Origin of the sequence: Pseudarthrobacter sulfonivorans, from assembly GCF_001484605.1 — a bacterium.
GTDB classification, from domain to species: Bacteria; Actinomycetota; Actinomycetes; order Actinomycetales; family Micrococcaceae; genus Arthrobacter; species Arthrobacter sulfonivorans_A.
The window spans coordinates 1,473,537-1,495,350 of sequence record NZ_CP013747.1; the positions used below are offsets into that span (position 1 = coordinate 1,473,537).

Consider the following 21,814-nt stretch of genomic DNA (forward strand, 5'->3'; position numbering starts at 1 on the left):
CGTAACATTTGCAGCAATTCGCCAATCGTCTGACATACTCTTGGTTGTGATGTGGCGCACAGGAACCGTGCGGCGTCACGTGATACTCCTCGGCTTCGGCCGGGGAGTACACGGCTGCAATGCCGTGGATAACTGAATTACATGAACCATTCACAACGGATCGTCCGGCACGTACCTGCCGGTGAAGGGATTGATAACTGTGGCTACAGTTACTTTTGATAACGCTACGCGTCTGTACCCGGGCACAGAGAAGCCCGCTGTTGACAAGCTCAACATCGAAATCGCCGATGGCGAATTTCTGGTCCTCGTAGGACCCTCCGGTTGCGGTAAGTCCACCTCCCTGCGCATGCTCGCAGGCCTTGAGGACGTCAACGCCGGCCGGATTCTTATTGGCGACCGCGATGTCACCGATGTTCCGCCGAAGGACCGCGACATCGCGATGGTTTTCCAGAACTACGCGCTGTACCCGCACATGACGGTTGCAGACAACATGGGCTTCGCGCTGAAGATCGCCGGCGTCTCCAAGGAAGAGCGCGCCGAGCGTGTCCGTGAAGCCGCCAAGCTTCTTGACCTCGAGCCGTACCTGGACCGCAAGCCGAAGGCACTTTCCGGTGGCCAGCGCCAGCGTGTTGCCATGGGCCGCGCCATCGTGCGTAACCCGCAGGTGTTCCTCATGGATGAGCCGCTTTCCAACTTGGACGCCAAGCTCCGTGTCCAGACCCGTACGCAGATCGCATCCCTGACCCGTCGCCTCGGCGTCACCACCGTCTACGTCACCCACGACCAGGTCGAGGCCATGACCATGGGTGACCGCGTGGCTGTGCTGAAGGACGGCCTGCTGATGCAGGTCGACACCCCGCGCAACCTCTACGACAAGCCCAAGAACGTCTTTGTTGCTGGCTTCATCGGCTCCCCCGCCATGAACCTGCTCGAACTGCCCGTGGTCGACGGCGGCGTCCAGTTCGGCGGAACGGTTTACCCCGTACCGCGCAACATCCTCGAAGAGGCCCACGGCAGCACCGTCACCTTGGGCAGCCGCCCCGAGGACCTCGAGCAGGCCGCACAGGGTGAAGGTCTCCAGGTCGAGGTCGACGTCGTTGAAGAACTCGGTGCCGACGCCTACGTCTACGGCCACACCACGCTGGACGGCAAGGACCACGACATCGTGGCACGCGTCGACGGCCGTCGCCCCCCGCTGAAGGGCGACACCATCTTCGTCCGTCCGCAGTCGGGTCACGTGCACCTGTTCGACACCAAGACCGGTCTGCGCCTGGGCGCTTGACCTGATCCAGGCAATCGACCGCCCCCGGTGATCGAGCCTGTCGAGATCCACTAAACGACGGCGGCCCTCCCCCAAGCGGGAGGGCCGCCGTCGTTCGTTTTGGGCAGTTTGCCCCCAGCCGCCCCTCTGTACGAAAGAATTGACCCATGACCGATGAAAACAGCGCACAGTGGCACGACGAGCCCACGGACTACGCGCAGGTCGGCAAACTGCCGCGGTTCGAGGCAGCGAGCGCCAAGGATGACAAGGTCCTTGCCGTTTCCAGCTCGCTGAACATCACCGCGGCATCCGCGGATCCCGAACTCCTGGACCTGCCCTGGCACATCGCCCTGGAGGATTGGCCAGCCGAGAACCTGGCAGCGCTCCCCCGCGGCATCTCGCGGCACATCGTGCGGTTCGCGCACCTGGGCGGCTCCGTCATCGCCATCAAGGAAACGTCCGAACACGTGGCCCGCCACGAGTACCACATGCTCCGCAAGCTGGCCCGCCTGGACGTCCCGTGCGTTGTCCCGGTAGCAGTCATCACCGGCCGGACCACCCCGGACGGGCGGCCACTGAACCCCGTACTGGTCACCCGCCACCTGAAGTTCTCCATGCCGTACCGTGCCCTGTTCTCGCAGATGCTGCGCAAGGACACCCTGACCAGGCTCATCGATGCCCAGGCGCTGCTGATGGTCCGGCTGCACCTCATCGGCTTCTACTGGGGCGACGTCTCACTCTCCAATACGCTGTTCCGCCGTGACGCGGGCGCGTTCGCGGCTTATCTGGTGGACGCCGAAACCGGCGAGCTTTATCCCGATCTTTCCACCGGCCAGCGCGAGTATGATCTCGAGATTGCCCGGGTCAACATCGCCGGCGAGCTGATGGACCTCCTGGACGGCGGCCTGATCGAGGAGAAGGTGGACCCAGTGGCAACCAGCGAACTCATCATGGAGAGCTACCGGCGCCTGTGGGCGGAGCTGACCGAGAAGGAATCCTTCGAACTCGGCGAACGGTGGCGCGTGGGCGCCCGCATCCGCCGCCTCAACGAACTGGGTTTCGACGTCGAAGAGTACGCCATCAAGACCACCCAGAACGGCTCCACCATCCAGCTCCAGCCCAAGGTGGTGGACGCCGGCCACCACATGCGCCGGCTGCTGCGCCTGACCGGACTGGACGCCCAGGAAAACCAGGCCCGGCGCCTGCTCAATGACATGGACTCCTTCCGGGCGGACAACAACCCGGAGATGGACGAGGAATACAGCGCCCACCTCTGGGTCAGTCAGGTCTTCGAGCCGATAGTGCGCTCAATCCCCCGCGATCTGTCCCGCAAACTTGAGCCGGCGGAGGCAGTCCACGAGGTGCTGGAGCACCGCTGGTATATGTCCGAGGACCAGGCCCGCCACATACCACTCGCGGAGGCTGTGCAGTCCTACATCGATTCCGTCCTGCGGCACCGCCGGGACGAAGCCGCCATCATGCTGAACCCGGACACGGGGATGCTGAAGATCCTCGAAGTGGAAACCGAGGAGTCCTCCCGCTATGGCGCCGACGAATCCATCGAAGAGTACCCTGACGTCGACGACTGACGCGGACCATGGGCCGGCAGCGGTGGCAGCACAACTGTGTTAACACACCCCAACTAGGTAGCAGGTGGCGGCCTCTAGATGGCCTTGCCCGGGTTCAGGATGCCGGCCGGGTCAAAGAGTTCCTTGATCCTGCGCTGGAGCTCCCTGACGGGTTCCGCCTGCTCCAGGCCCAGCCAGCGCAGCTTGTACTGCCCGATCCCGTGCTCGCCGGTGATGGTGCCGCCCATTTCCAGCGCAGCCTCGATGGAGGCGTCCAGGGCAAGGTTCAGCCGGGCCATGGCGTCAGCGTCCACGGCGCTGTCCTGGCGGTCGATCCAGAACGTAGGGTGCAGGTTGCCATCTCCCGCGTGCGCCACCACCTTCAGGCTCACGCCGTGCGTTGCCGCGAGGTCTTCCAGCGCCGCCACGTAATCCACCAGCCGTGAGCGCGGCACGGCCACGTCCTCGCCCACACGGTATTCGTCATCCACTTCCACGCCCCGGCTGTTCCGGCGGAGTTCCACGAGCTGCTCGGCTTCCGCCGTGGATTCCGTGCTCACCGTTGCCCCGCCGGCCGCGAGAACGGAACGCACGACGTCGGCCTCCGCCGCTGCCCCGAACCCGTCGGTCTGAATCAGGAGCAGCGAACGGCCACGGGAGCTCAGGTCGGAGCCGTGGAGGTCGTCCAGCTGGGCCAGCGTCCCGCCGTCGAGCAGTTCCATGATGGCCGGCTGCACGCGGGCCCGGCCCACCGCCAGGACGCCGGCAGCGGCCTGCCTGAAGTCCGCGTAGAACGCGGCGATGGTGTGCACGTCACGGGGCAGGTACTTCAGCCGGACGGTCGCCCCCACCACGATCCCCAGAGTGCCCTCAGAGCCCACAAACAGTCCCGTCAGGTCGTAGCCCGCAACGCCTTTGAATGTCTGGTGGCCGGTGTGGATGAGGGACCCGTCGGCCAGGACGACATCCAACGCCAATACCGAGTCGCGGGTGACGCCGTACTTGGCGCAGCGCAGTCCCCCGGCATTCGTGGCAACGTTGCCGCCGATCGTCGAGGAACGGAAGCTCGCCGGATCCGGCGCGTACATCAGGCCGTGCTCTGCGGCGGCCTCGTTGAGGGCGGCGTTGACCACGCCGGGTTCGACGACGGCGGTCTCGTCGTCCGGGTTGAGGTCAAGAATGCGGTTCATCCGTTCCAGGGACAGGACTACGCAGTTCCTGCTCGCGTGCGCCCCTCCGGAAACGCCCGTTCCCGCTCCGCGGGCCACCACGGCGACGTTATGTGCGGCACAGAGCCTCACTACGGCCTGTACGTCCGCAACTGACCTGGCAAAGACCACCGCTTCGGGGAGCTGGAAATCCAGGACAGGAGCCTGGTCCACTGCATATCTCGCGAGCAGTTCCGCTTCGGTACTGACCTGCCCTGACCCGAGGGCGCCCGCCAGCTCTTCAACCAAGCTGCCCACGCAGCCTCCCGTTCCTTGTCGTTGTTGCCATTCTCCCCCCAGTCTAGGGCCGTGGTCCCCAGCGGCTTGCCTCCCGCTACCGGCTGTAAACGCTTCCAATAAGGGCGGATTCTCAGCAACATACTTATCAGTGGGCATACTAATTTTGTGGTGGAAACGTTTGCAGTTTCTCGTCGGTTAGGGTCTAAGCTGTCCTCCATGTCTGTAGATACAGCGTTTACCGCCACCGCCCCACTGATGGGCCGGCTGTCCCTTATCCACGATGCCGACAACGCCCCCGGCTGGTGGCGCTCGGCCGTCATCTACCAGGTGTACCCGCGGTCCTTCCGGGACCTCAACGGCGACGGCATCGGTGATCTCGCTGGGATTACGGCGGAACTGCCGCAACTGGCCGAGCTGGATGTGGACGCCGTCTGGCTGTCCCCCTTCTACAAATCCCCGCAGCGCGACGCCGGCTATGACGTCAGCGATTACTGCGACGTGGATCCGATCTTCGGCACCCTGGGTGACTTCGACGTCATGATTGCCGAGGCCAACCGTCTGGGGATGCGGGTCATCGTGGACCTGGTTCCCAACCACTGCTCGGACCAGCACGCGGCTTTCCAGGCAGCCCTCGCCTCCCCAGCAGGGAGCCCGGAGCGCGACATGTTCATCTTTCGGGACGGGGCGGGGCCTGACGGCCACGAACCGCCCAACAACTGGCAGTCCCACTTCGGCGGTCCGGCCTGGACCCGGGTCACCGGTCCTGACGGCCAACCGGACCAGTGGTACTTGCACCTGTTTGACTCCTCCCAGCCGGACTTCAACTGGGACAACCCGGCCGTGCACGCCGAATTTGAGCGGGTGCTCCGTTTCTGGCTGGACCGCGGGGTCTCCGGCTTCCGGGTGGACGTCGCCCACGCTTTGGTCAAAGCCCCGGGACTGCCTGCCTGGGGCGGCCGTGCCGACGGCGGCAGCTCGGACGGCTTCCCCGGCCACGAGGCACCGATGTTCGGCCAGCCCGCCCTGCACGATATCTTCCGGGCCTGGCGCCTGATCCTGGACGGGTACGGGCCGGACCGCATTCTGTGCGCTGAAGCCAACGTGGACCCGCTCCCCCGCCTCGCCGACTGGGTCCGGTCCGATGAAATGCACCAAGCCTTCAACTTCCCCTACCTGCAGGCCGGGCTGGACGTTTACCGGCTGCGCAGTGTTATCACGGACTCGCTGACCGCCTTGGATGCAGTAGGAGCCCCCAGTACATGGGTACTGTCCAACCACGACGTGGTCCGGCATTCCAGCCGCTTTGGTTACAACGGGCCCGGTCCGCGCGATGGCGACGGCATCGGTGCGGCCGATCCGCAGCCGGACGCAGCCCTGGGCCGTCGGCGTGCAGCCGCCGCCTCCCTGTTTATGCTGGGACTGCCCGGCGCCGCCTACCTGTACCAGGGTGAGGAGCTTGGGCTGCCGGACGGCGTCGATATTCCGGAGCACCTGCGGCAGGATCCCACGTTCGCGCGCACCGGAGGGGCCCGGCTGGGCCGCGACGGCTGCCGGGTTCCCCTCCCGTGGCGCAGCACAGAACGGCACCTGGGCTTTGGCTCCGGCCAGGATCCCTGGCTTCCCTTGCCGGCGAGCTTCGCAGACCTGGCACGGGACGCACAGGCCGCATCGCCGTCGTCGCATCTTTCCCTGTACCGGAACATGCTGGCGCTGCGCCGCGAACTGGGTTTGGGCCGCGGGTCACTGGCTTGGGCCGAGGACTGGTGCAGCGGTTCGTCCCTGGCGTACCTGAACGGCGATACGCTGGTGCTCATGAACCTCAACCATGAACCGCTGGAGATGCCGGCAGGCAGTGTCCTCGTCCGCAGCGCCGGCTCTGACTCTGGCTCGGACGCAACCCGCTTCCTGGCATCCGGAGAAACCGCGTGGCTGCGGGTTGGCGGAGGCGACGCGGCATAGTGGGACTTGCGGGCATCAAGGACGTTGCCGACCGCGCCGGGCTGTCGATCGCCACTGTGTCGCGGGCGCTCAGCGGCAAGGCGAACGTGTCGGCCAAGAGCCGGCAGCTGGCAAAGGCGGCAGCCGACGAACTGGGCTTCGTCCCGTCCTACCACGCGTCCAGCCTGGCTTCAGGCCGTAACCACAACGTGGGGCTGGTGGTCCCGTCCATCCACCGCTGGTACTTCTCGTCCGTGGTGGAGGGCGTGTCCGGCACCTTGCTCGACGCCGGCTACGATCTCACCCTGTACAACGTGGGCGACCGGCCGGAACGCCGCCACAGCGTCCTGAACGACTTCCTGCTCCGCAAGCGGCTGGATGCGGTCATCGCTGTGGCGCTGGTCCTGAGCGAGTCAGAAATCAAACAGCTCCTGGCAATCCACCGCCCGATCGTCGGCATCGGCGGTGCCCTGGCCGGTGCGTCCACACTCAGGATTGATGACGCCCGCCTCGCCAGGACAGCAACCGAGCACCTCCTCGGGCTGGGCCACACCCGGATCGCACACATCACCGGCGATGCCGAACTGAACCAGGACTTCAAACTCCCAGGGATACGCCGCGCCGGCTTTGAGGCGGCAATGCAGGCTGCGGGGCATACTGTCCGCCCCGAATGGGTAGTGTCAGCGGACTTCACCATCCAAGGCGCCTACGCGAGTGCCCGCAAACTCCTGGCCTCCGCGGCCGGGAGACCCACTGCTGTTTTTGCCGCTTCCGATGAGATGGCCATCGGCGCCATCCTGGCCGCGCGCGATTTCGGCCTGCGGGTGCCGCAGGATCTCTCCGTGATCGGCATGGACGGGCACGAACTGGGCGAGGTCTTTGGGCTGACCACCATCAACCAGGATGCGCGCGGCCAGGGCGCCCTGGCGGCCCGCATGCTGTTGGAAACGCTCGACGCCGGCGCGAAGCGGCCTGACAAGGGCACGCCACCGTCAGCAGCGGCCACCGACCGGGAGTATCCTACGGAGTTCCTCGTCCGGAACAGCACGGCCGTCCCGGCGGCCTGACCGTGCCCCTCAGTCCATTCTGAGCTGGGTCCGTCCCAAGCTGCTATTCAGGGCCGGCCGTCAGGCCTAAGCTTCCCCGCCCATGAACCTCACGAAACGGTCCAGCACCTTCGGCCAGCCGGCAGCATAGTCGGCGCGGGCTGCGGCAGGATCCTCCGCACCTTCCCAGCCGTTGTGGACCAGGCGCAGCTCGGTCCCGGATTCCACGGCCCTGAACGCGACTCGCAGCTCGGTGGACCAGATAGCGGTGGTCCCGGGATGCCAGGACGCGTGGAAGGAAAGCGGCGGCTGCCAGTCATCTATGGAACCCCAGACGGCGGTCCTGCCGTCGTCAGCTGTCTCCACGATGAGGTTCTCTTCAAACTCAACGTAAGATCCTGCGCCGTACACACCGTGTGAATCCAGTGGCCACCACAAGTGCGTGTGATCCGTGAAGCCTGCGAACGCCTGCGCCACCGGCCCCGGCACTGTGACAGTGCAGATGACAGGTTCAAGGTTCTCTGCGGGCTCAACTGAAGCGGGGAGGGCGTCGTCCGCGTGGCTGAAAAGGTTCTCCATGGACGCCAACTCTACGCGGCTCCAGCATCCGCCACAGTCGACGCTCTCTCACTTTCTGCAGGTTTCCGGCGGACGCTCTCGCAGTTTCTGCGGGTTTCCGGCGGATGCTCTGCCACTTCGCGTGCTGGATCGTGCAGTGCGCAGGCTGCTGCGGGTGGTGGGTGGGGGTGTCCAAATTCACTGCATTAAGTGAGGGAGCGTCCCGGGCTGGTGGGTGCCGGGTTTTCGCTGGATTAAGTGAGAGTGTGTGCCGGGCTGGGGTGTTTTGGTGTGGGTGGTTAAAGTGGGAGAGCCCCCCAACCTGGTGGTTGGGGGGCTCTCGACCGTTTTAATGATGTTCCGGCGGTGACCTACTCTCCCACACCCTCCCGGGTGCAGTACCATCGGCGCTGTGGGTCTTAGCTTCCGGGTTCGGAATGGGACCGGGCGTTTCCCCCACGCTATGACCGCCGTAACCCTTCGACCCGTCACACCCGAAAGGGGGTGTGTGGGAAATCTGGTTACAACATGCTTTCTGCAACTTTTGGTTGCAGGTGTGGTGTTGTTATTGTGTTGTGTTTTTTGTTCCCTGCAACGTGCCCGTGTCGGGTTTGTTGTTTGGGAACCACATAGTGGACGCAAGCAGTCTTGTTATCTTTTTACCAGTGCTTGGTGTGAACGTCTTTTGAAATCCGTTCACGCAGTGGTGTGTGGTGTAAGTTATCGGCCTATTAGTACCGGTCAGCTTCACGAGTCGTTAGTCCTCGCTTCCACATCCGGCCTATCAACCCAGTGGTCTGGCTGGGGGCCTCTCACACACAAGGTGTATGGAAATCTCATCTCGAAGCGAGCTTCCCGCTTAGATGCTTTCAGCGGTTATCCCATCCGAACGTAGCTAATCAGCGGTGCACTTGGCAGTACAACTGACACACCAGAGGTTCGTCCGTCCCGGTCCTCTCGTACTAAGGACAGCCCTTCTCAAATTTCCTGCGCGCGCAGCGGATAGGGACCGAACTGTCTCACGACGTTCTAAACCCAGCTCGCGTACCGCTTTAATGGGCGAACAGCCCAACCCTTGGGACCTACTCCAGCCCCAGGATGCGACGAGCCGACATCGAGGTGCCAAACCATGCCGTCGATATGGACTCTTGGGCAAGATCAGCCTGTTATCCCCGAGGTACCTTTTATCCGTTGAGCGACGGCCATTCCACAATGTACCGCCGGATCACTAGTCCCGACTTTCGTCCCTGCTCGAGATGTCTCTCTCACAGTCAAGCTCCCTTGTGCACTTACACTCGACACCTGATTGCCAACCAGGCTGAGGGAACCTTTGGGCGCCTCCGTTACTTTTTAGGAGGCAACCGCCCCAGTTAAACTACCCATCAGGCACTGTCCCTGACCCGGATTACGGGCCGAAGTTAGATGTCCAAAGTGACCAGAGTGGTATTTCAACGATGACTCCACCCGAACTGGCGTCCGGGCTTCAACGTCTCCCACCTATCCTACACAAGCCACTCCGAACACCAATACCAAACTATAGTAAAGGTCTCGGGGTCTTTCCGTCCTGCTGCGCGTAACGAGCATCTTTACTCGTACTGCAATTTCGCCGAGTTTATGGTTGAGACAGCGGGGAAGTCGTTACTCCATTCGTGCAGGTCGGAACTTACCCGACAAGGAATTTCGCTACCTTAGGATGGTTATAGTTACCACCGCCGTTTACTGGGGCTTGAATTCTCAGCTTCGCCGTAAGGCTAACCGGTCCTCTTAACCTTCCAGCACCGGGCAGGAGTCAGTCCGTATACATCGTCTTGCGACTTCGCACGGACCTGTGTTTTTAGTAAACAGTCGCTTCCCCCTGGTCTCTGCGGCCCCGATCCCCTCCCACCAGCAAGTGGTGTTCAAGGTTGGGGCCCCCCTTCTCCCGAAGTTACGGGGGCATTTTGCCGAGTTCCTTAACCATAATTCTCTCGATCGCCTTAGTATTCTCTACCTGATCACCTGTGTCGGTTTGGGGTACGGGCGGCTAAAACCTCGCGTCGATGCTTTTCTCGGCAGCATAGGATCACCAAATCCCCCCGTGAGGGGGTCCCATCAGATCTCAGGCATCATGAACGGCGGATTTGCCTACCGTTCGCCCTACATCCTTAGACCGGGACAACCATCGCCCGGCTTGGCTACCTTCCTGCGTCACACCTGTTAATACGCTTGCCTCCCAGGATCAGGTCCCGCGCTCCACCAAAACCCACATCACCCCGAAGGGTGGGCGGGCAGGTATCGGGCGGTTAGTATCCCCTGTTCAACATGGACGGTTTTTCGCCGGTACGGGAATATCAACCCGTTGTCCATCGACTACGCCTGTCGGCCTCGCCTTAGGTCCCGACTTACCCAGGGCAGATTAGCTTGACCCTGGAACCCTTGATCATTCGGCGGACGGGTTTCTCACCCGTCTTTCGCTACTCATGCCTGCATTCTCACTCGTGTAGGCTCCACCGCTGGTTTACACCGCGACTTCACTGCCCACACGACGCTCCCCTACCACTCCAGACGCCTGAACCAACCCACAAGGGGCGGCTTAGCTAATATCTGAAATCCACAACTTCGGCGGTGTACTTGAGCCCCGCTACATTGTCGGCGCGGAATCACTTGACCAGTGAGCTATTACGCACTCTTTTAAGGATGGCTGCTTCTAAGCCAACCTCCTGGTTGTCTTCGCAACTCCACATCCTTTCCCACTTAGCACACGCTTAGGGGCCTTAGTTGGTGGTCTGGGCTGTTTCCCTCTCGACTATGAAGCTTATCCCCCACAGTCTCACTGCTGCGCTCTCACTTACCGGCATTCGGAGTTTGGCTGACGTCAGTAACCTTGTAGGGCCCATTAGCCATCCAGTAGCTCTACCTCCAGCAAGAAACACGCAACGCTGCACCTAAATGCATTTCGGGGAGAACCAGCTATCACGAAGTTTGATTGGCCTTTCACCCCTACCCACAGCTCATCCCCTCCATTTTCAACTGAAGTGGGTTCGGTCCTCCACGACGTCTTACCGTCGCTTCAACCTGGCCATGGGTAGATCACTTCGCTTCGGGTCTAGATCACGCCACTGCAACGCCCTATTCAGACTCGCTTTCGCTACGGCTTCCCCACACGGGTTAACCTCGCGACGTAACACTAACTCGCAGGCTCATTCTTCAAAAGGCACGCCGTCACAACTACAAGGTTGCTCCGACGGATTGTAAGCACACGGTTTCAGGTACTGTTTCACTCCCCTCCCGGGGTACTTTTCACCTTTCCCTCACGGTACTGGTCCGCTATCGGTCATTAGGGAGTATTTAGGCTTATCAGGTGGTCCTGACAGATTCACACGGGATTTCTCGGGCCCCGTGCTACTTGGGATACTCTCCAGGCGGCACAAAACATTTCGGTTACGGGGCTCACACCCTCTCTGGCCGGCCTTTCAAGACCGTTCACCTATGCCTGCACATCACACCTCACCAGTCCGGCAGAACTGGTATGGAAAGTCCCACAACCCCGACCATGCAACGCCCGCCGGCTATCACACATGGAACGGTTTAGCCTGATCCGCGTTCGCTCGCCACTACTGACGGAATCACTATTGTTTTCTCTTCCTGCGGGTACTGAGATGTTTCACTTCCCCGCGTTCCCTCCACGCACCCTATGTGTTCAGATGCGGGTCACCAGGCAGCTCGCGCCCCTGGCGGGGTTTCCCCATTCGGACACCCTGGGATCACAGTCCGGTTATCGACTCCCCCAGGCTTATCGCAGATTCCTACGTCCTTCTTCGGCTCCTAATGCCAAGGCATCCACCGTGTGCTCTTAAAAACTTGACCACAAAAGATCAAAAACGCTAATTTTCGAGAGAACCATGAAAACCACCCACACCCCAAAAGAGTGCGGACAGATCCAGGTTCATAATTCTTGGAAATTGCTTCTTATAAAAGATGCTCGCGTCCACTATGTAGTTCTCAAACAACAACCCCGTACCACACACCCCACACACAACCCCAAAAGGGTCAACCGTGTGATCGATGCAGCCAGGAAACCAGAAACAAACAAACCCGACAGACGACACCGCAACCCGTAAGCTGCAACCCCATCCCCCGGCCCTGTTGCCTCAGGACCCAACAGTGTGCCAAACACTAAACCACCCACCCCCAACCCACACCGTTCCAGGACACCCCCAAGAGGGAATCCGTACTGGGCAAGGAAAGAAACAAGCGGCCGCTATTCGTTGATATTCCACCCTTGAGCACCCGCCGCAGAACAAACGTCTGCGCAACGGGCATATACTCCTGACAAACCCCCACACCACATACATGGCATGAACAATCTGTAGGTGCTCCTTAGAAAGGAGGTGATCCAGCCGCACCTTCCGGTACGGCTACCTTGTTACGACTTAGTCCCAATCGCCAGTCCCACCTTCGACAGCTCCCTCCCACAAGGGGTTAGGCCACCGGCTTCGGGTGTTACCAACTTTCGTGACTTGACGGGCGGTGTGTACAAGGCCCGGGAACGTATTCACCGCAGCGTTGCTGATCTGCGATTACTAGCGACTCCGACTTCATGGGGTCGAGTTGCAGACCCCAATCCGAACTGAGACCGGCTTTTTGGGATTAGCTCCACCTCACAGTATCGCAACCCTTTGTACCGGCCATTGTAGCATGCGTGAAGCCCAAGACATAAGGGGCATGATGATTTGACGTCGTCCCCACCTTCCTCCGAGTTGACCCCGGCAGTCTCCTATGAGTCCCCGCCATAACGCGCTGGCAACATAGAACGAGGGTTGCGCTCGTTGCGGGACTTAACCCAACATCTCACGACACGAGCTGACGACAACCATGCACCACCTGTAAACCGACCGCAAGCGGGGCACCTGTTTCCAGGTATTTCCGGTTCATGTCAAGCCTTGGTAAGGTTCTTCGCGTTGCATCGAATTAATCCGCATGCTCCGCCGCTTGTGCGGGCCCCCGTCAATTCCTTTGAGTTTTAGCCTTGCGGCCGTACTCCCCAGGCGGGGCACTTAATGCGTTAGCTACGGCGCGGAAAACGTGGAATGTCCCCCACACCTAGTGCCCAACGTTTACGGCATGGACTACCAGGGTATCTAATCCTGTTCGCTCCCCATGCTTTCGCTCCTCAGCGTCAGTTAATGCCCAGAGACCTGCCTTCGCCATCGGTGTTCCTCCTGATATCTGCGCATTTCACCGCTACACCAGGAATTCCAGTCTCCCCTACATCACTCTAGTCTGCCCGTACCCACCGCAGATCCGGAGTTGAGCCCCGGACTTTCACGGCAGACGCGACAAACCGCCTACGAGCTCTTTACGCCCAATAATTCCGGATAACGCTTGCGCCCTACGTATTACCGCGGCTGCTGGCACGTAGTTAGCCGGCGCTTCTTCTGCAGGTACCGTCACTTTCGCTTCTTCCCTACTGAAAGAGGTTTACAACCCGAAGGCCGTCATCCCTCACGCGGCGTCGCTGCATCAGGCTTTCGCCCATTGTGCAATATTCCCCACTGCTGCCTCCCGTAGGAGTCTGGGCCGTGTCTCAGTCCCAGTGTGGCCGGTCACCCTCTCAGGCCGGCTACCCGTCGTCGCCTTGGTGAGCCATTACCTCACCAACAAGCTGATAGGCCGCGAGTCCATCCAAAACCACAATAAAGCTTTCCACCCCCCACCATGCGATGAGGAGTCATATCCGGTATTAGACCCAGTTTCCCAGGCTTATCCCAGAGTTAAGGGCAGGTTACTCACGTGTTACTCACCCGTTCGCCACTAATCCCCCACAAGTGAGGTTCATCGTTCGACTTGCATGTGTTAAGCACGCCGCCAGCGTTCATCCTGAGCCAGGATCAAACTCTCCGTTGAAGTAAAACAGACACAACCACCAACCCCGGAAATAACAGGATAAAATGGCTGCACAAAATTTGAAACCAGCTGTAAAAACCAGACCACACCACGGGGTGGCATAATCCAGTCAATTCAACCAATTCAATACAATAAATTGGTATCAACAAACTTGGCACACTATTGAGTTCTCAAACAACAGACACACCCGGCACCACCACAACCATACAATCGGCCGTGGATCGCTCCGGAGCAACTTTTCAAACTTACCCGCTGGTCTCACTCTTGTCAAACCGGCGTCCGCGACGTTCTCAGCCTGAGGCTTTCGTGTCGGTTTTTTCGGTCTGACTCCGTGGAGCAGCGCGGAAATAAACTCTACCACCACTTTGCCGGGATGGCCAACCAAGCCCCGAACAGCCCCCTGCACCCCCACCCTGAGGGCAGCAAAAAGCCCGGAATCTCAAGGAATTCCGGGCTTTTCGCCGCGCACTTAAGAGAGCGGGTTCACACTTTTCGGTCCGCTGGCCGCCAAGGGAACGGGCTTGAAGTACGCCGCACCCAGGGGCGGCAGCGTCACGGTCAACGATGCCGGCTGGCCATCAAGCCCTTCGTCCAGGGCAATCAGCTCGCCGCCATTCAAAACACCTGAACCGCCATAGGCCGCAGCGTCAGTGTTGAGCACTTCGGTCCAGGCCCCGGCAGCGGGAACGCCGAGGACATAGCCCACATGCGGCCCGCCGGAGAAGTTGACGGCGCACACCAACGGATTGCCGTCCTTGTCCCAGCGGACAAACGTCAGGACATTGCGGTCGGCGTCCCCACCGTTGATCCACTGGAAGCCACCGGGCTCGTTGTCCCGCGCGTAGAGGGCCGGCGTCGAGCTGTAGAGCTCGTTGAGGTCCTTGGTGAGGAGCTGTAATCCGCGGTGCGCCGGAATGTCGGCCAGGTACCAGTCCAGTCCGTGCTGCTCGGACCATTCAGCCTCCTGGCCGAATTCGGTGCCCATAAAAATGAGCTGCTTGCCCGGGTGCGCCCACTGGTAGGCAAAGAAGGCGCGCAGGTTGGCCAGCTGCTGCCAGCGGTCCCCCGGCATCTTCCGGAGCATGGAGCCCTTGCCGTGCACTACTTCGTCGTGGCTGATGGGGAGCAGGAAGTTCTCGGTGAACGCGTAGACCATGGAGAACGTCAATGTACCGTGGTGCCACTTCCGGTTGACGGGGTCCTCGGAGGCGTACTTGAGGGAGTCGTGCATCCAGCCCATGTTCCACTTGAGCCCGAAGCCGAGGCCGCCGTGGCTTGTGGGGGCGGTGACACCGGGGAAAGCCGTGGACTCTTCGGCGATCATCACCGCGCCGGGGTGGGTCTTGTAAACGGTGGCGTTGACTTCCTGGAGGAAGGAAATTGCCTCCAGGTTCTCGCGTCCGCCAAAGCGGTTGGGCGACCACTGCCCGTCTTCACGCGAATAGTCCAGGTACAGCATCGAGGCCACGGCATCAACGCGGAGTCCGTCGATGTGGAACTCATCAAGCCAGTACAGCGCGTTGGACACCAGGAAGTTCCGCACCTCGGTGCGGCCAAAGTCGAAGATCAGCGTTCCCCAGTCGGGGTGCTCGCCCAGGTTCGGGTCGGCGTGCTCGTAAAGGGGTTCGCCGTCGAACTGGGCCAGTGCCCAGGCATCCTTGGGGAAGTGCGCCGGAACCCAGTCCAGTAGCACGCCGATCCCGGCCTGGTGCAGGGAATCCACCAGGAACCGGAATTCGTCCGGATGGCCGAAGCGGGACGTCGGCGCAAAGTAGGACGTCACCTGGTAGCCCCAGGAGCCGCCGAAGGGATGTTCGGCCACAGGCATGAACTCAACGTGCGTGAAGCCGAGCCATTTGACGTACTCCACCAGCTCCTTGGCGAGCTCGCGGTAGCCCAGGCCAAGGCGCCAGGATCCCAGGTGGACTTCGTAGGCGCTCATCGGCGAATTGTGCGGGTCACGCTGGGCGCGTGCCGCCATCCATTCGGCGTCCTTGAAGACGTAGGACGGTTCCACTACGCGGGACGCCGTCAGCGGCGGGACTTCGGTGCCGAACGCCAGGGGGTCCGCCTTTTCGACCCAGTGCCCGCTCTTGGACTTGATCTCGAATTTGTAGCACGCCCCTGCTAAAACGCCGGGAAGGAAGACTTCCCACACGCCTGATGACCCCAGCGAGCGGAGCGAATTTTCGCGGCCGTCCCAGGCATTGAAATCGCCCTTGACGCGGACCGCCTGCGCGTTCGGTGCCCAGACGGCAAAGGAGACGCCGTCAACATCACCGAGCGAGGACTTGTAGTGCTGGACGTGCGCGCCCAGGACTTCCCAGAGTTTCTCGTGCCGGCCCTCGCCGATCAGGTGCAGGTCCACTTCACCTACGGTGGGCAGGTATCGGTACGGCTCATCCACCGTCAGGGGCGCGGCACCGGCGTAGGTGACTTCCAGCCGGTAGTCGGGGACGTGGCCGGCCTGCAGCGGTTCGAGGACTGCCACCCATACCCCATTGTTTTCGTGGGTCATGGGCTGTGAACCCACGGCAGTCACCACGCTCACTGCCTCCGCGAGGTGCTTAAGCGTCCGGACCGTCACATGGCCGTGGTCGTCCAGGTGGGCGCCGAGCACTGAGTGCGGCGCGTGGTGTTCGCCGTTCGCCACGCGGGCCAACGTGTCCGAGTCCACGTGAAGAGGCACCCGGGGCCGGTCTGTACGTGCTGAGCCTGTCATTTTCATACCTTCCGATGCTGCTCCGGCCTGATCGCCGGAGCCTTTAACGCTGAGGAGCCGCCTGGACGCATTCGTTGGAATGGCCAGCCAGTCAGGTCTGTTCCGCAATTCATACACGACTTCATAAAGGGCCTTGTCCAGCCACAATGCCACAAAGAGCGGTGAAGTCCGGTCGATGGTGCCGGGTGTGACTGCGGCATACCCGGCAAGGAACGCGTCCGCGCAATCATCGACCCAGGATGCCGGAACGCGGGCACCCTGATATTCGCGTTCTGCCGCGCCTGCCGCGTAGTCGAAGGAACGCAGCATTCCCACCACGTCCCGGAGCGGAACATCGGGGAAGTTGCGTTCGGCGATGGGCCGCAGTGGCTCACCTTCAAAATCAAGGATGGCCCACCGGCCGGGCTGGCCGCCGTGGCCGGGGACCTGCAGGATCTGGCCGAGGTGGAGATCGCCGTGGATCCGCTGCAGCGGCCCTGCGGGCACGCCGTCGAGCTCGCCAAGCAGAGCCCCTAGCGCGTCGTCGTAAGGCCCGACGGCGGCACTGGCTTCCGCCCATGCCTGCCGGACCCGCTGGGCTACGACGGGCGCAATGAGCTGACCCGGGGCCGGTTCAACCGCTGTGCCGAGTGCTTCGGCCAGCCGCCGGTGGACTGTGGCTGTGGCCGCGCCCAGGGCATGCGCCTCGGCGGTGAAATCGGCACCGGTGCGCGCGGCATCCACGGCAAGGCGCCAGGCATCGCGGCCGCCGGCGAGGAATTCGTGGGCTACGGCAAGCTCGCCCTGCGATGGCTCCTGTGCCGGGAGCCCCGATGACGCCGGCGCTTTCCATTCCCCGCGGACCCACCCCAGCGTGGCCGGAACCTCGAAGGTGCCCTGGGCCGTCAGTGCCGCCCCTACCTCGACCTCAGGGTTGATCCCTTCGGAGAGGACGCGGAAGAATTTCACGATCGCCGCGGACTCGCCGTCGTCAACAATGACAGAGCTGTTGGACTGTTCGCCGGACAGGACTTTGACCATTCCGTGGGCAGTAGGCAGGCGGTGCTCCGACCGGGTGCGGTGGCCCGTTGCCGAACCCGTGCTCGAGCCCGCTTCGGACCGGATCAGCTCCAGCCAGGAGGACACAAAGGAAGGATCGTGCACGGCGTCGTAGATCCAGGCCATGCCGGCCCCGGGAGCCTGGCCCACCAGGGCCCGCTCCGCTCCGGCAAGCGGACTTGCCCGGTAACTCAGCGGGACCTGGACCACGTCAGTGCGGAGTCCGCCGTCGGCCGTCCGGGAGGAAACAGCCAGCAGGAAGATCTCCAGCCGGGCCTGCCCGGCGGCATCTTCAAGGCTTAGGCTGCCTGCCTGTTCCAGCGAAAAATCGGCTGTCTTCACGGGGAACCACCGCTGGCGCGGAAGCCATTCGCGAAGGACAGCGCTTAGTGGGGCTGTGAGGGTGGGCTGGGCCATGTCAGTTCTCGATGGACAGGATGGGCAGTGCCTGCGTGTACGGGGAGGCTGGATTGGACGTCGCCGAGCGGACCCGCAGCCAGAAGAAATCATGGCTTCCCAGGGTCAGCGTCAGTGATCCGTCGTCGTCGATCCCGGGGAACGGCTGACCCCCGAACACATCGCGCAGCCCGCGGCCGGCAAACTGGGGAATTCGCAGTTTTGCCGCGACGGGGTGCTGCGAAAGGTTAAAGGCGCACAGAATGGTTTCGCCGGGCAGCCCCGCAGTGTTGTCCTCCGAAAGTTCCCGGAGATACGCCACCACGGCGTCGTGGTCGGCTTCGACATGTTTGAACGCGCCCAGCCCGAAGGCAGGGTGGTTCTTGCGGACGCTGAGGATCTGCCGGGTCCAGCGGAGCAGGGAACCGGAGTGGGCGGCCTCGGCTTCCACATTGGCCATGCCGTAGCTGTACACCAGCGACTGGATGACCGGCAGGTAGAGCTTGCCGGGATCAGCGTTGGAGAATCCTGCGTTCCGGTCCGGGTTCCACTGCATGGGGGTGCGCACAGCATCGCGGTCATCGAGCCAGATGTTGTCCCCCATGCCGATCTCGTCCCCGTAGTACAGGAACGGGCTACCAGGCAGCGACAGCAGCAGGGCATTGATCAGTTCGATCTCGGCCCGCGAGTTATCCAGCAACGGTGCAAGCCGGCGCCGGATCCCGATGTTGGCGCGCATCCGGGGGTCCGGCGCGTACCAGCCCAGCATTGCCGCACGCTCGTCGGCCGTGACCATCTCCAGCGTCAGTTCATCGTGGTTGCGCAGGAACGTTCCCCACTGCGCCCCTTCGGGGATCTCCGGGGTGTCATGCATGGTCTCGATGATCGGAGCGGCCTTCTGGTCCCGCAGGGCGTAGTAAAGGCGCGGCATGATGGGGAAGTGGAAGGCCATGTGGCATTCGGGCTCTTCCGCTGTTCCGAAGTACTCCACCACCTCGTTGGGCGGCTGGTTGGCCTCGGCGATGATGACGCGGCCCGGGTAGCCTTCATCCACCATGGCCCGCAGCTTGCGCAGGAAGTCATGGGTGGCCGGCAGGTTTTCGCAGTTGGTCCCCTCCTCCTCGAAGAGGTACGGGATGGCGTCCGCCCGGAAACCATCGATGCCCTGGTCCAGCCAGAAACGGACCACGTCAAAGAGCGCTTCGATGACCTTGGGGTTCTCAAAGTTCAGGTCAGGCTGGTGGCTGAAGAAGCGGTGCCAGAAGAACTGCCGGCGAATGGGGTCGAAGGTCCAGTTGGACTCCTCCGTGTCCACGAAGATGATGCGGGCGTCCTGGTACTTCTCGTCCGTATCACTCCACACATAAAAGTCGCCGAAGGGGCCGTCCGGGTCCTTGCGCGATTCCTGGAACCAGGGGTGCTGGTCCGAGGTGTGGTTCAGCGGCAGGTCAATGATGACCCGGACGCCGCGGGCATGGGACTCGGCCACCAGCCGCTTGAAGTCGCTGATGGTGCCGAACTCATCCAGGACGGAGTTGTAGTCCGAAATGTCATAGCCGCCGTCACGCAGCGGCGACTGGAAGAACGGCGGCAGCCACAGGCAGTCCACACCAAGCCACTGCAGGTAGTCCAGCCGGTCGATCAGGCCGGAAAAGTCGCCCGAACCGTCGCCGTTCGCATCCGCGAAGGCCCGCACCAGCACCTCATAGAACACAGCTTTCCGATACCAGAGCGGATCGTGGGCCAGGCCAGGGGCGTTCAGCTCAAACGTGCTCTTGGGAGTGAAATGCTGGCTGGAACTCTGCGGGTTAAAGCTCACTGATGCAATCTCCTCACGCTCAGGATGTGGGCGGGTTCAACGTGCGCGTCCAGGCGGACGTAGTTGTATTCGCCCCATTCCCAGGATTCGCCGGAAATGAGGTCATCCACCCGGAACCCGCCGTTGGGCGACAGATCCTCGGGGTCCAGTTCCAGCGCAGCCAGATCCAGCGAAATGGTGCTCTCCCTGATGCCGTGCGGGTCAACGTTGACCACCACAATGATGGTGTCCTTGGTGCCGTCCGGCAGGGTCTTGTGCTTGGAGTACACCACCGTGGCGTCGTCGGTGCTGTGGTGGACCGTGAGATTCTGCAGGTCCAGCAGCGCCGGGTGGTTGTGCCTGATCGCGTTGAGCCTGGTCAGGTACGGCGCCAGGGTCCGGCCTGAGGCAGCAGCAGCGTCCCAGCCACGGGCTTTGTATTCGAATTTCTCGTTGTCGATGTACTCTTCCGCGCCGGGGCGGGCAACATGCTCATACAGTTCGTAGCCGGCATAAACGCCCCACAGGGGGCTGGCGGTGGCGGCCAACGCCGCACGGATCTTGAACGCCGCCGGACCGCCGAACTGCAGGTATTCCGTGAGGATGTCCGGCGTGTTGACAAAGAAGTTGGGCCGGAAGTAGGCCGGCGACTCGTGGCTGACCTCCGTGAAGTAGGTTTCGAGTTCCTTTTTGGTGTTCCGCCACGTGAAGTAGGTGTAGGACTGCTGGAAGCCCGCCCGGCCCAGGGCGTGCATCATGGCAGGGCGCGTGAACGCTTCCGCGAGGAACACGACGCCAGGGGTCTTTTTGTTGACCTGGCCAATGAGCCATTCCCAGAACCACACCGGTTTGGTGTGCGGATTATCCACCCGGAAGATCTTCACGCCATGGCTGACCCACAGCAACACGACCCGCAGGATTTCCTTCGCAAGCCCTTCCGGATCATTGTCGAAATTGAGCGGGAAAATGTCCTGGTATTTCTTGGGCGGGTTTTCCGCGTACGCGATGCTCCCGTCAACCCGGGTAGTGAACCATTCCGGGTTGGACTGCACCCAGGGATGGTCCGGCGCGGCCTGCAGCGCCAGGTCCAGGGCGACTTCCAGGCCCAGTTCGTTGGCGCGGGCAACAAAGGCGTCGAAGTCCTCGAACGTGCCCAGTTCCGGGTGGATGGCGTCGTGGCCGCCCTCCTTGGCGCCGATGGCCCAGGGCGAGCCGGGATCATGCGGGCCGGCAATCAGGGTGTTGTTGGGGCCCTTGCGGTGCTGGATACCGATGGGGTGGATCGGCGGCATATAGAGAACGTCGAAGCCCATTTCCGCCACCGCGTCCAGCCGCTTCGCCGCGGTCCGGAAATTCCCGGACGTCCACGCTCCGGTGGTGGCGTCCCTGACGGCGCCTTCGGATCGGGGGAAGAATTCGTACCAGGCTCCGCGGCCTGCGAGATCGCGCTCCACCAGCAGCGGGAACTGCTCGGAAACGGTGATCAGTTCGCGAATCGGCTGGCGGTCCGCCACAGCGGCGACGTCCGCGCCGAAGCCGGCTGCCAGACGCTCCTCATCGGTGAGTGACCCGTTGCCCAGAATGGAAGACGCCATGCGGAGGGTGCGCCGGTCCGATGCGTTGCGGGAGGAGTCGTCGGCCGCGTCTGAGAGCAGCGCAGAGCCTTCGGCGAGCATCAGTTCGACGTCGATGCCTGCCGCCACCTTCACCTCGGCGTTGTGGTGCCAGGTTCCGTAGCGGTCGTGCCAGGCCTCGATGAAAAAGGTCCAATTTCCAACGGCCGACGGCGTGAGGATGCCCTCCCAGCGGTCGGTACCGAGGCCGCGTTCCCCCTTCGGCGGCGCCAGCCTGACGCGCTGGCGTTCCTTCCCGCGGGGATCCAGGAGGACCGCGCTGACACCCAGCTGGTCATGCCCCTCCCGGAAAGCGGTGGCGCCCACCACAATTCCCTCCCCCGGCAAGGCCTTGGCAGGATACTTTCCACCCTCCACCACAGGCTGCACGGCGGTGATCGGAAAACGGCCAAATCTTAGCCCATCGGTGATTTTGCCTTTCGGCTTTTTCTTTAAGGCGGCAGGGGTTACTGAGTTAGTCGTCACAGGCTCGACGTTAGCGAGAAATGGCCCAGATTGCTAAGCCTGCGCTGCTTTTTGTC

9 protein-coding genes and 3 rRNA genes are annotated in these 21,814 nt (G+C 62.2%); 4 read left to right on the forward strand and 8 right to left on the reverse strand.

Annotation, left to right across the window (positions count from 1 at the left end; translation table 11 throughout):
- The first annotated feature begins 199 nt into the window (after nt 1-199).
- Together AU252_RS06475 and AU252_RS06480 are read left to right on the forward strand one after the other, a co-directional pair.
- The gene (locus tag AU252_RS06475) at nt 200-1,282 is read left to right on the forward strand and encodes an ABC transporter ATP-binding protein (RefSeq protein ID WP_058930021.1); all 1,083 of its coding nucleotides are present in this window, start codon (nt 200-202) and stop codon (nt 1,280-1,282) included.
- Nucleotides 1,283-1,428: 146 nt separating this feature from the next.
- Nucleotides 1,429-2,850, forward strand: coding sequence for a DUF4032 domain-containing protein (locus AU252_RS06480; protein WP_058930022.1), 1,422 nt, complete (start codon nt 1,429-1,431; stop codon nt 2,848-2,850).
- Nucleotides 2,851-2,924: 74 nt separating this feature from the next.
- Here the strand turns inward: AU252_RS06480 and AU252_RS06485 are convergent, their stop codons facing one another.
- Nucleotides 2,925-4,295: an FAD-binding oxidoreductase gene (locus AU252_RS06485; protein WP_058930023.1), complete on the reverse strand. Its 1,371-nt coding sequence runs from the start codon at nt 4,293-4,295 to the stop codon at nt 2,925-2,927.
- A 198-nt stretch (nt 4,296-4,493) separates the two neighbouring features.
- Here AU252_RS06485 and AU252_RS06490 point away from each other — a divergent pair, with 198 nt between their 5' ends.
- On the forward strand, nt 4,494-6,236 hold the full coding sequence (locus tag AU252_RS06490; protein ID WP_058930024.1) for a glycoside hydrolase family 13 protein: 1,743 nt from the start codon (nt 4,494-4,496) through the stop codon (nt 6,234-6,236).
- Nucleotides 6,236-7,282, forward strand: a complete 1,047-nt coding sequence (locus AU252_RS06495; protein WP_058930025.1) for a LacI family DNA-binding transcriptional regulator — start codon at nt 6,236-6,238, stop codon at nt 7,280-7,282. Before AU252_RS06490 ends, AU252_RS06495 begins: the two co-directional genes overlap by 1 nt.
- A gap of 66 nt (nt 7,283-7,348) precedes the next feature.
- Here AU252_RS06495 and AU252_RS06500 read toward each other — a convergent pair whose 3' ends face one another.
- From AU252_RS06500 to AU252_RS06530, 7 genes are all read right to left on the reverse strand, one after another.
- Complete coding sequence (locus AU252_RS06500) at nt 7,349-7,840, reverse strand: SRPBCC domain-containing protein (RefSeq protein ID WP_058930026.1); 492 nt, start codon at nt 7,838-7,840, stop codon at nt 7,349-7,351.
- A gap of 337 nt (nt 7,841-8,177) precedes the next feature.
- Nucleotides 8,178-8,294 (reverse strand): 5S ribosomal RNA (gene rrf, locus AU252_RS06505).
- 235 nt (nt 8,295-8,529) lie between these two features.
- Nucleotides 8,530-11,665 (reverse strand): 23S ribosomal RNA (locus AU252_RS06510).
- Between the two features lie 517 nt (nt 11,666-12,182).
- A 16S ribosomal RNA gene (locus tag AU252_RS06515) occupies nt 12,183-13,705 on the reverse strand.
- Together the 16S, 23S and 5S rRNA genes form the textbook arrangement of a ribosomal RNA operon.
- Nucleotides 13,706-14,174: 469 nt before the next feature.
- Nucleotides 14,175-17,882, reverse strand: coding sequence for a 1,4-alpha-glucan branching enzyme (locus tag AU252_RS06520; protein WP_058930027.1), 3,708 nt, complete (start codon nt 17,880-17,882; stop codon nt 14,175-14,177).
- Between the two features lies 1 nt (nt 17,883).
- Nucleotides 17,884-19,680, reverse strand: a complete 1,797-nt coding sequence (treS, locus tag AU252_RS06525) for a maltose alpha-D-glucosyltransferase (RefSeq protein WP_058930028.1) — start codon at nt 19,678-19,680, stop codon at nt 17,884-17,886.
- Entirely contained in the window at nt 19,677-21,758 is a 2,082-nt protein-coding gene (locus tag AU252_RS06530; RefSeq protein WP_058930029.1) for an alpha-1,4-glucan--maltose-1-phosphate maltosyltransferase, read from the reverse strand. Before AU252_RS06530 ends, treS begins: the two co-directional genes overlap by 4 nt.
- Between the last annotated feature and the right edge of the window lie 56 nt (nt 21,759-21,814).

Coding starts and splice junctions, on each gene's coding strand:
- AU252_RS06480 (WP_058930022.1), top strand. CDS start 1,429: ATGACCGATGAAAACAGCGCACAGTGGCACGACGAGCCCACGGACTAC.
- AU252_RS06490 (WP_058930024.1), top strand. CDS start 4,494: ATGTCTGTAGATACAGCGTTTACCGCCACCGCCCCACTGATGGGCCGG.
- AU252_RS06500 (WP_058930026.1), bottom strand. CDS start 7,840: ATGGAGAACCTTTTCAGCCACGCGGACGACGCCCTCCCCGCTTCAGTT.
- AU252_RS06520 (WP_058930027.1), bottom strand. CDS start 17,882: ATGGCCCAGCCCACCCTCACAGCCCCACTAAGCGCTGTCCTTCGCGAA.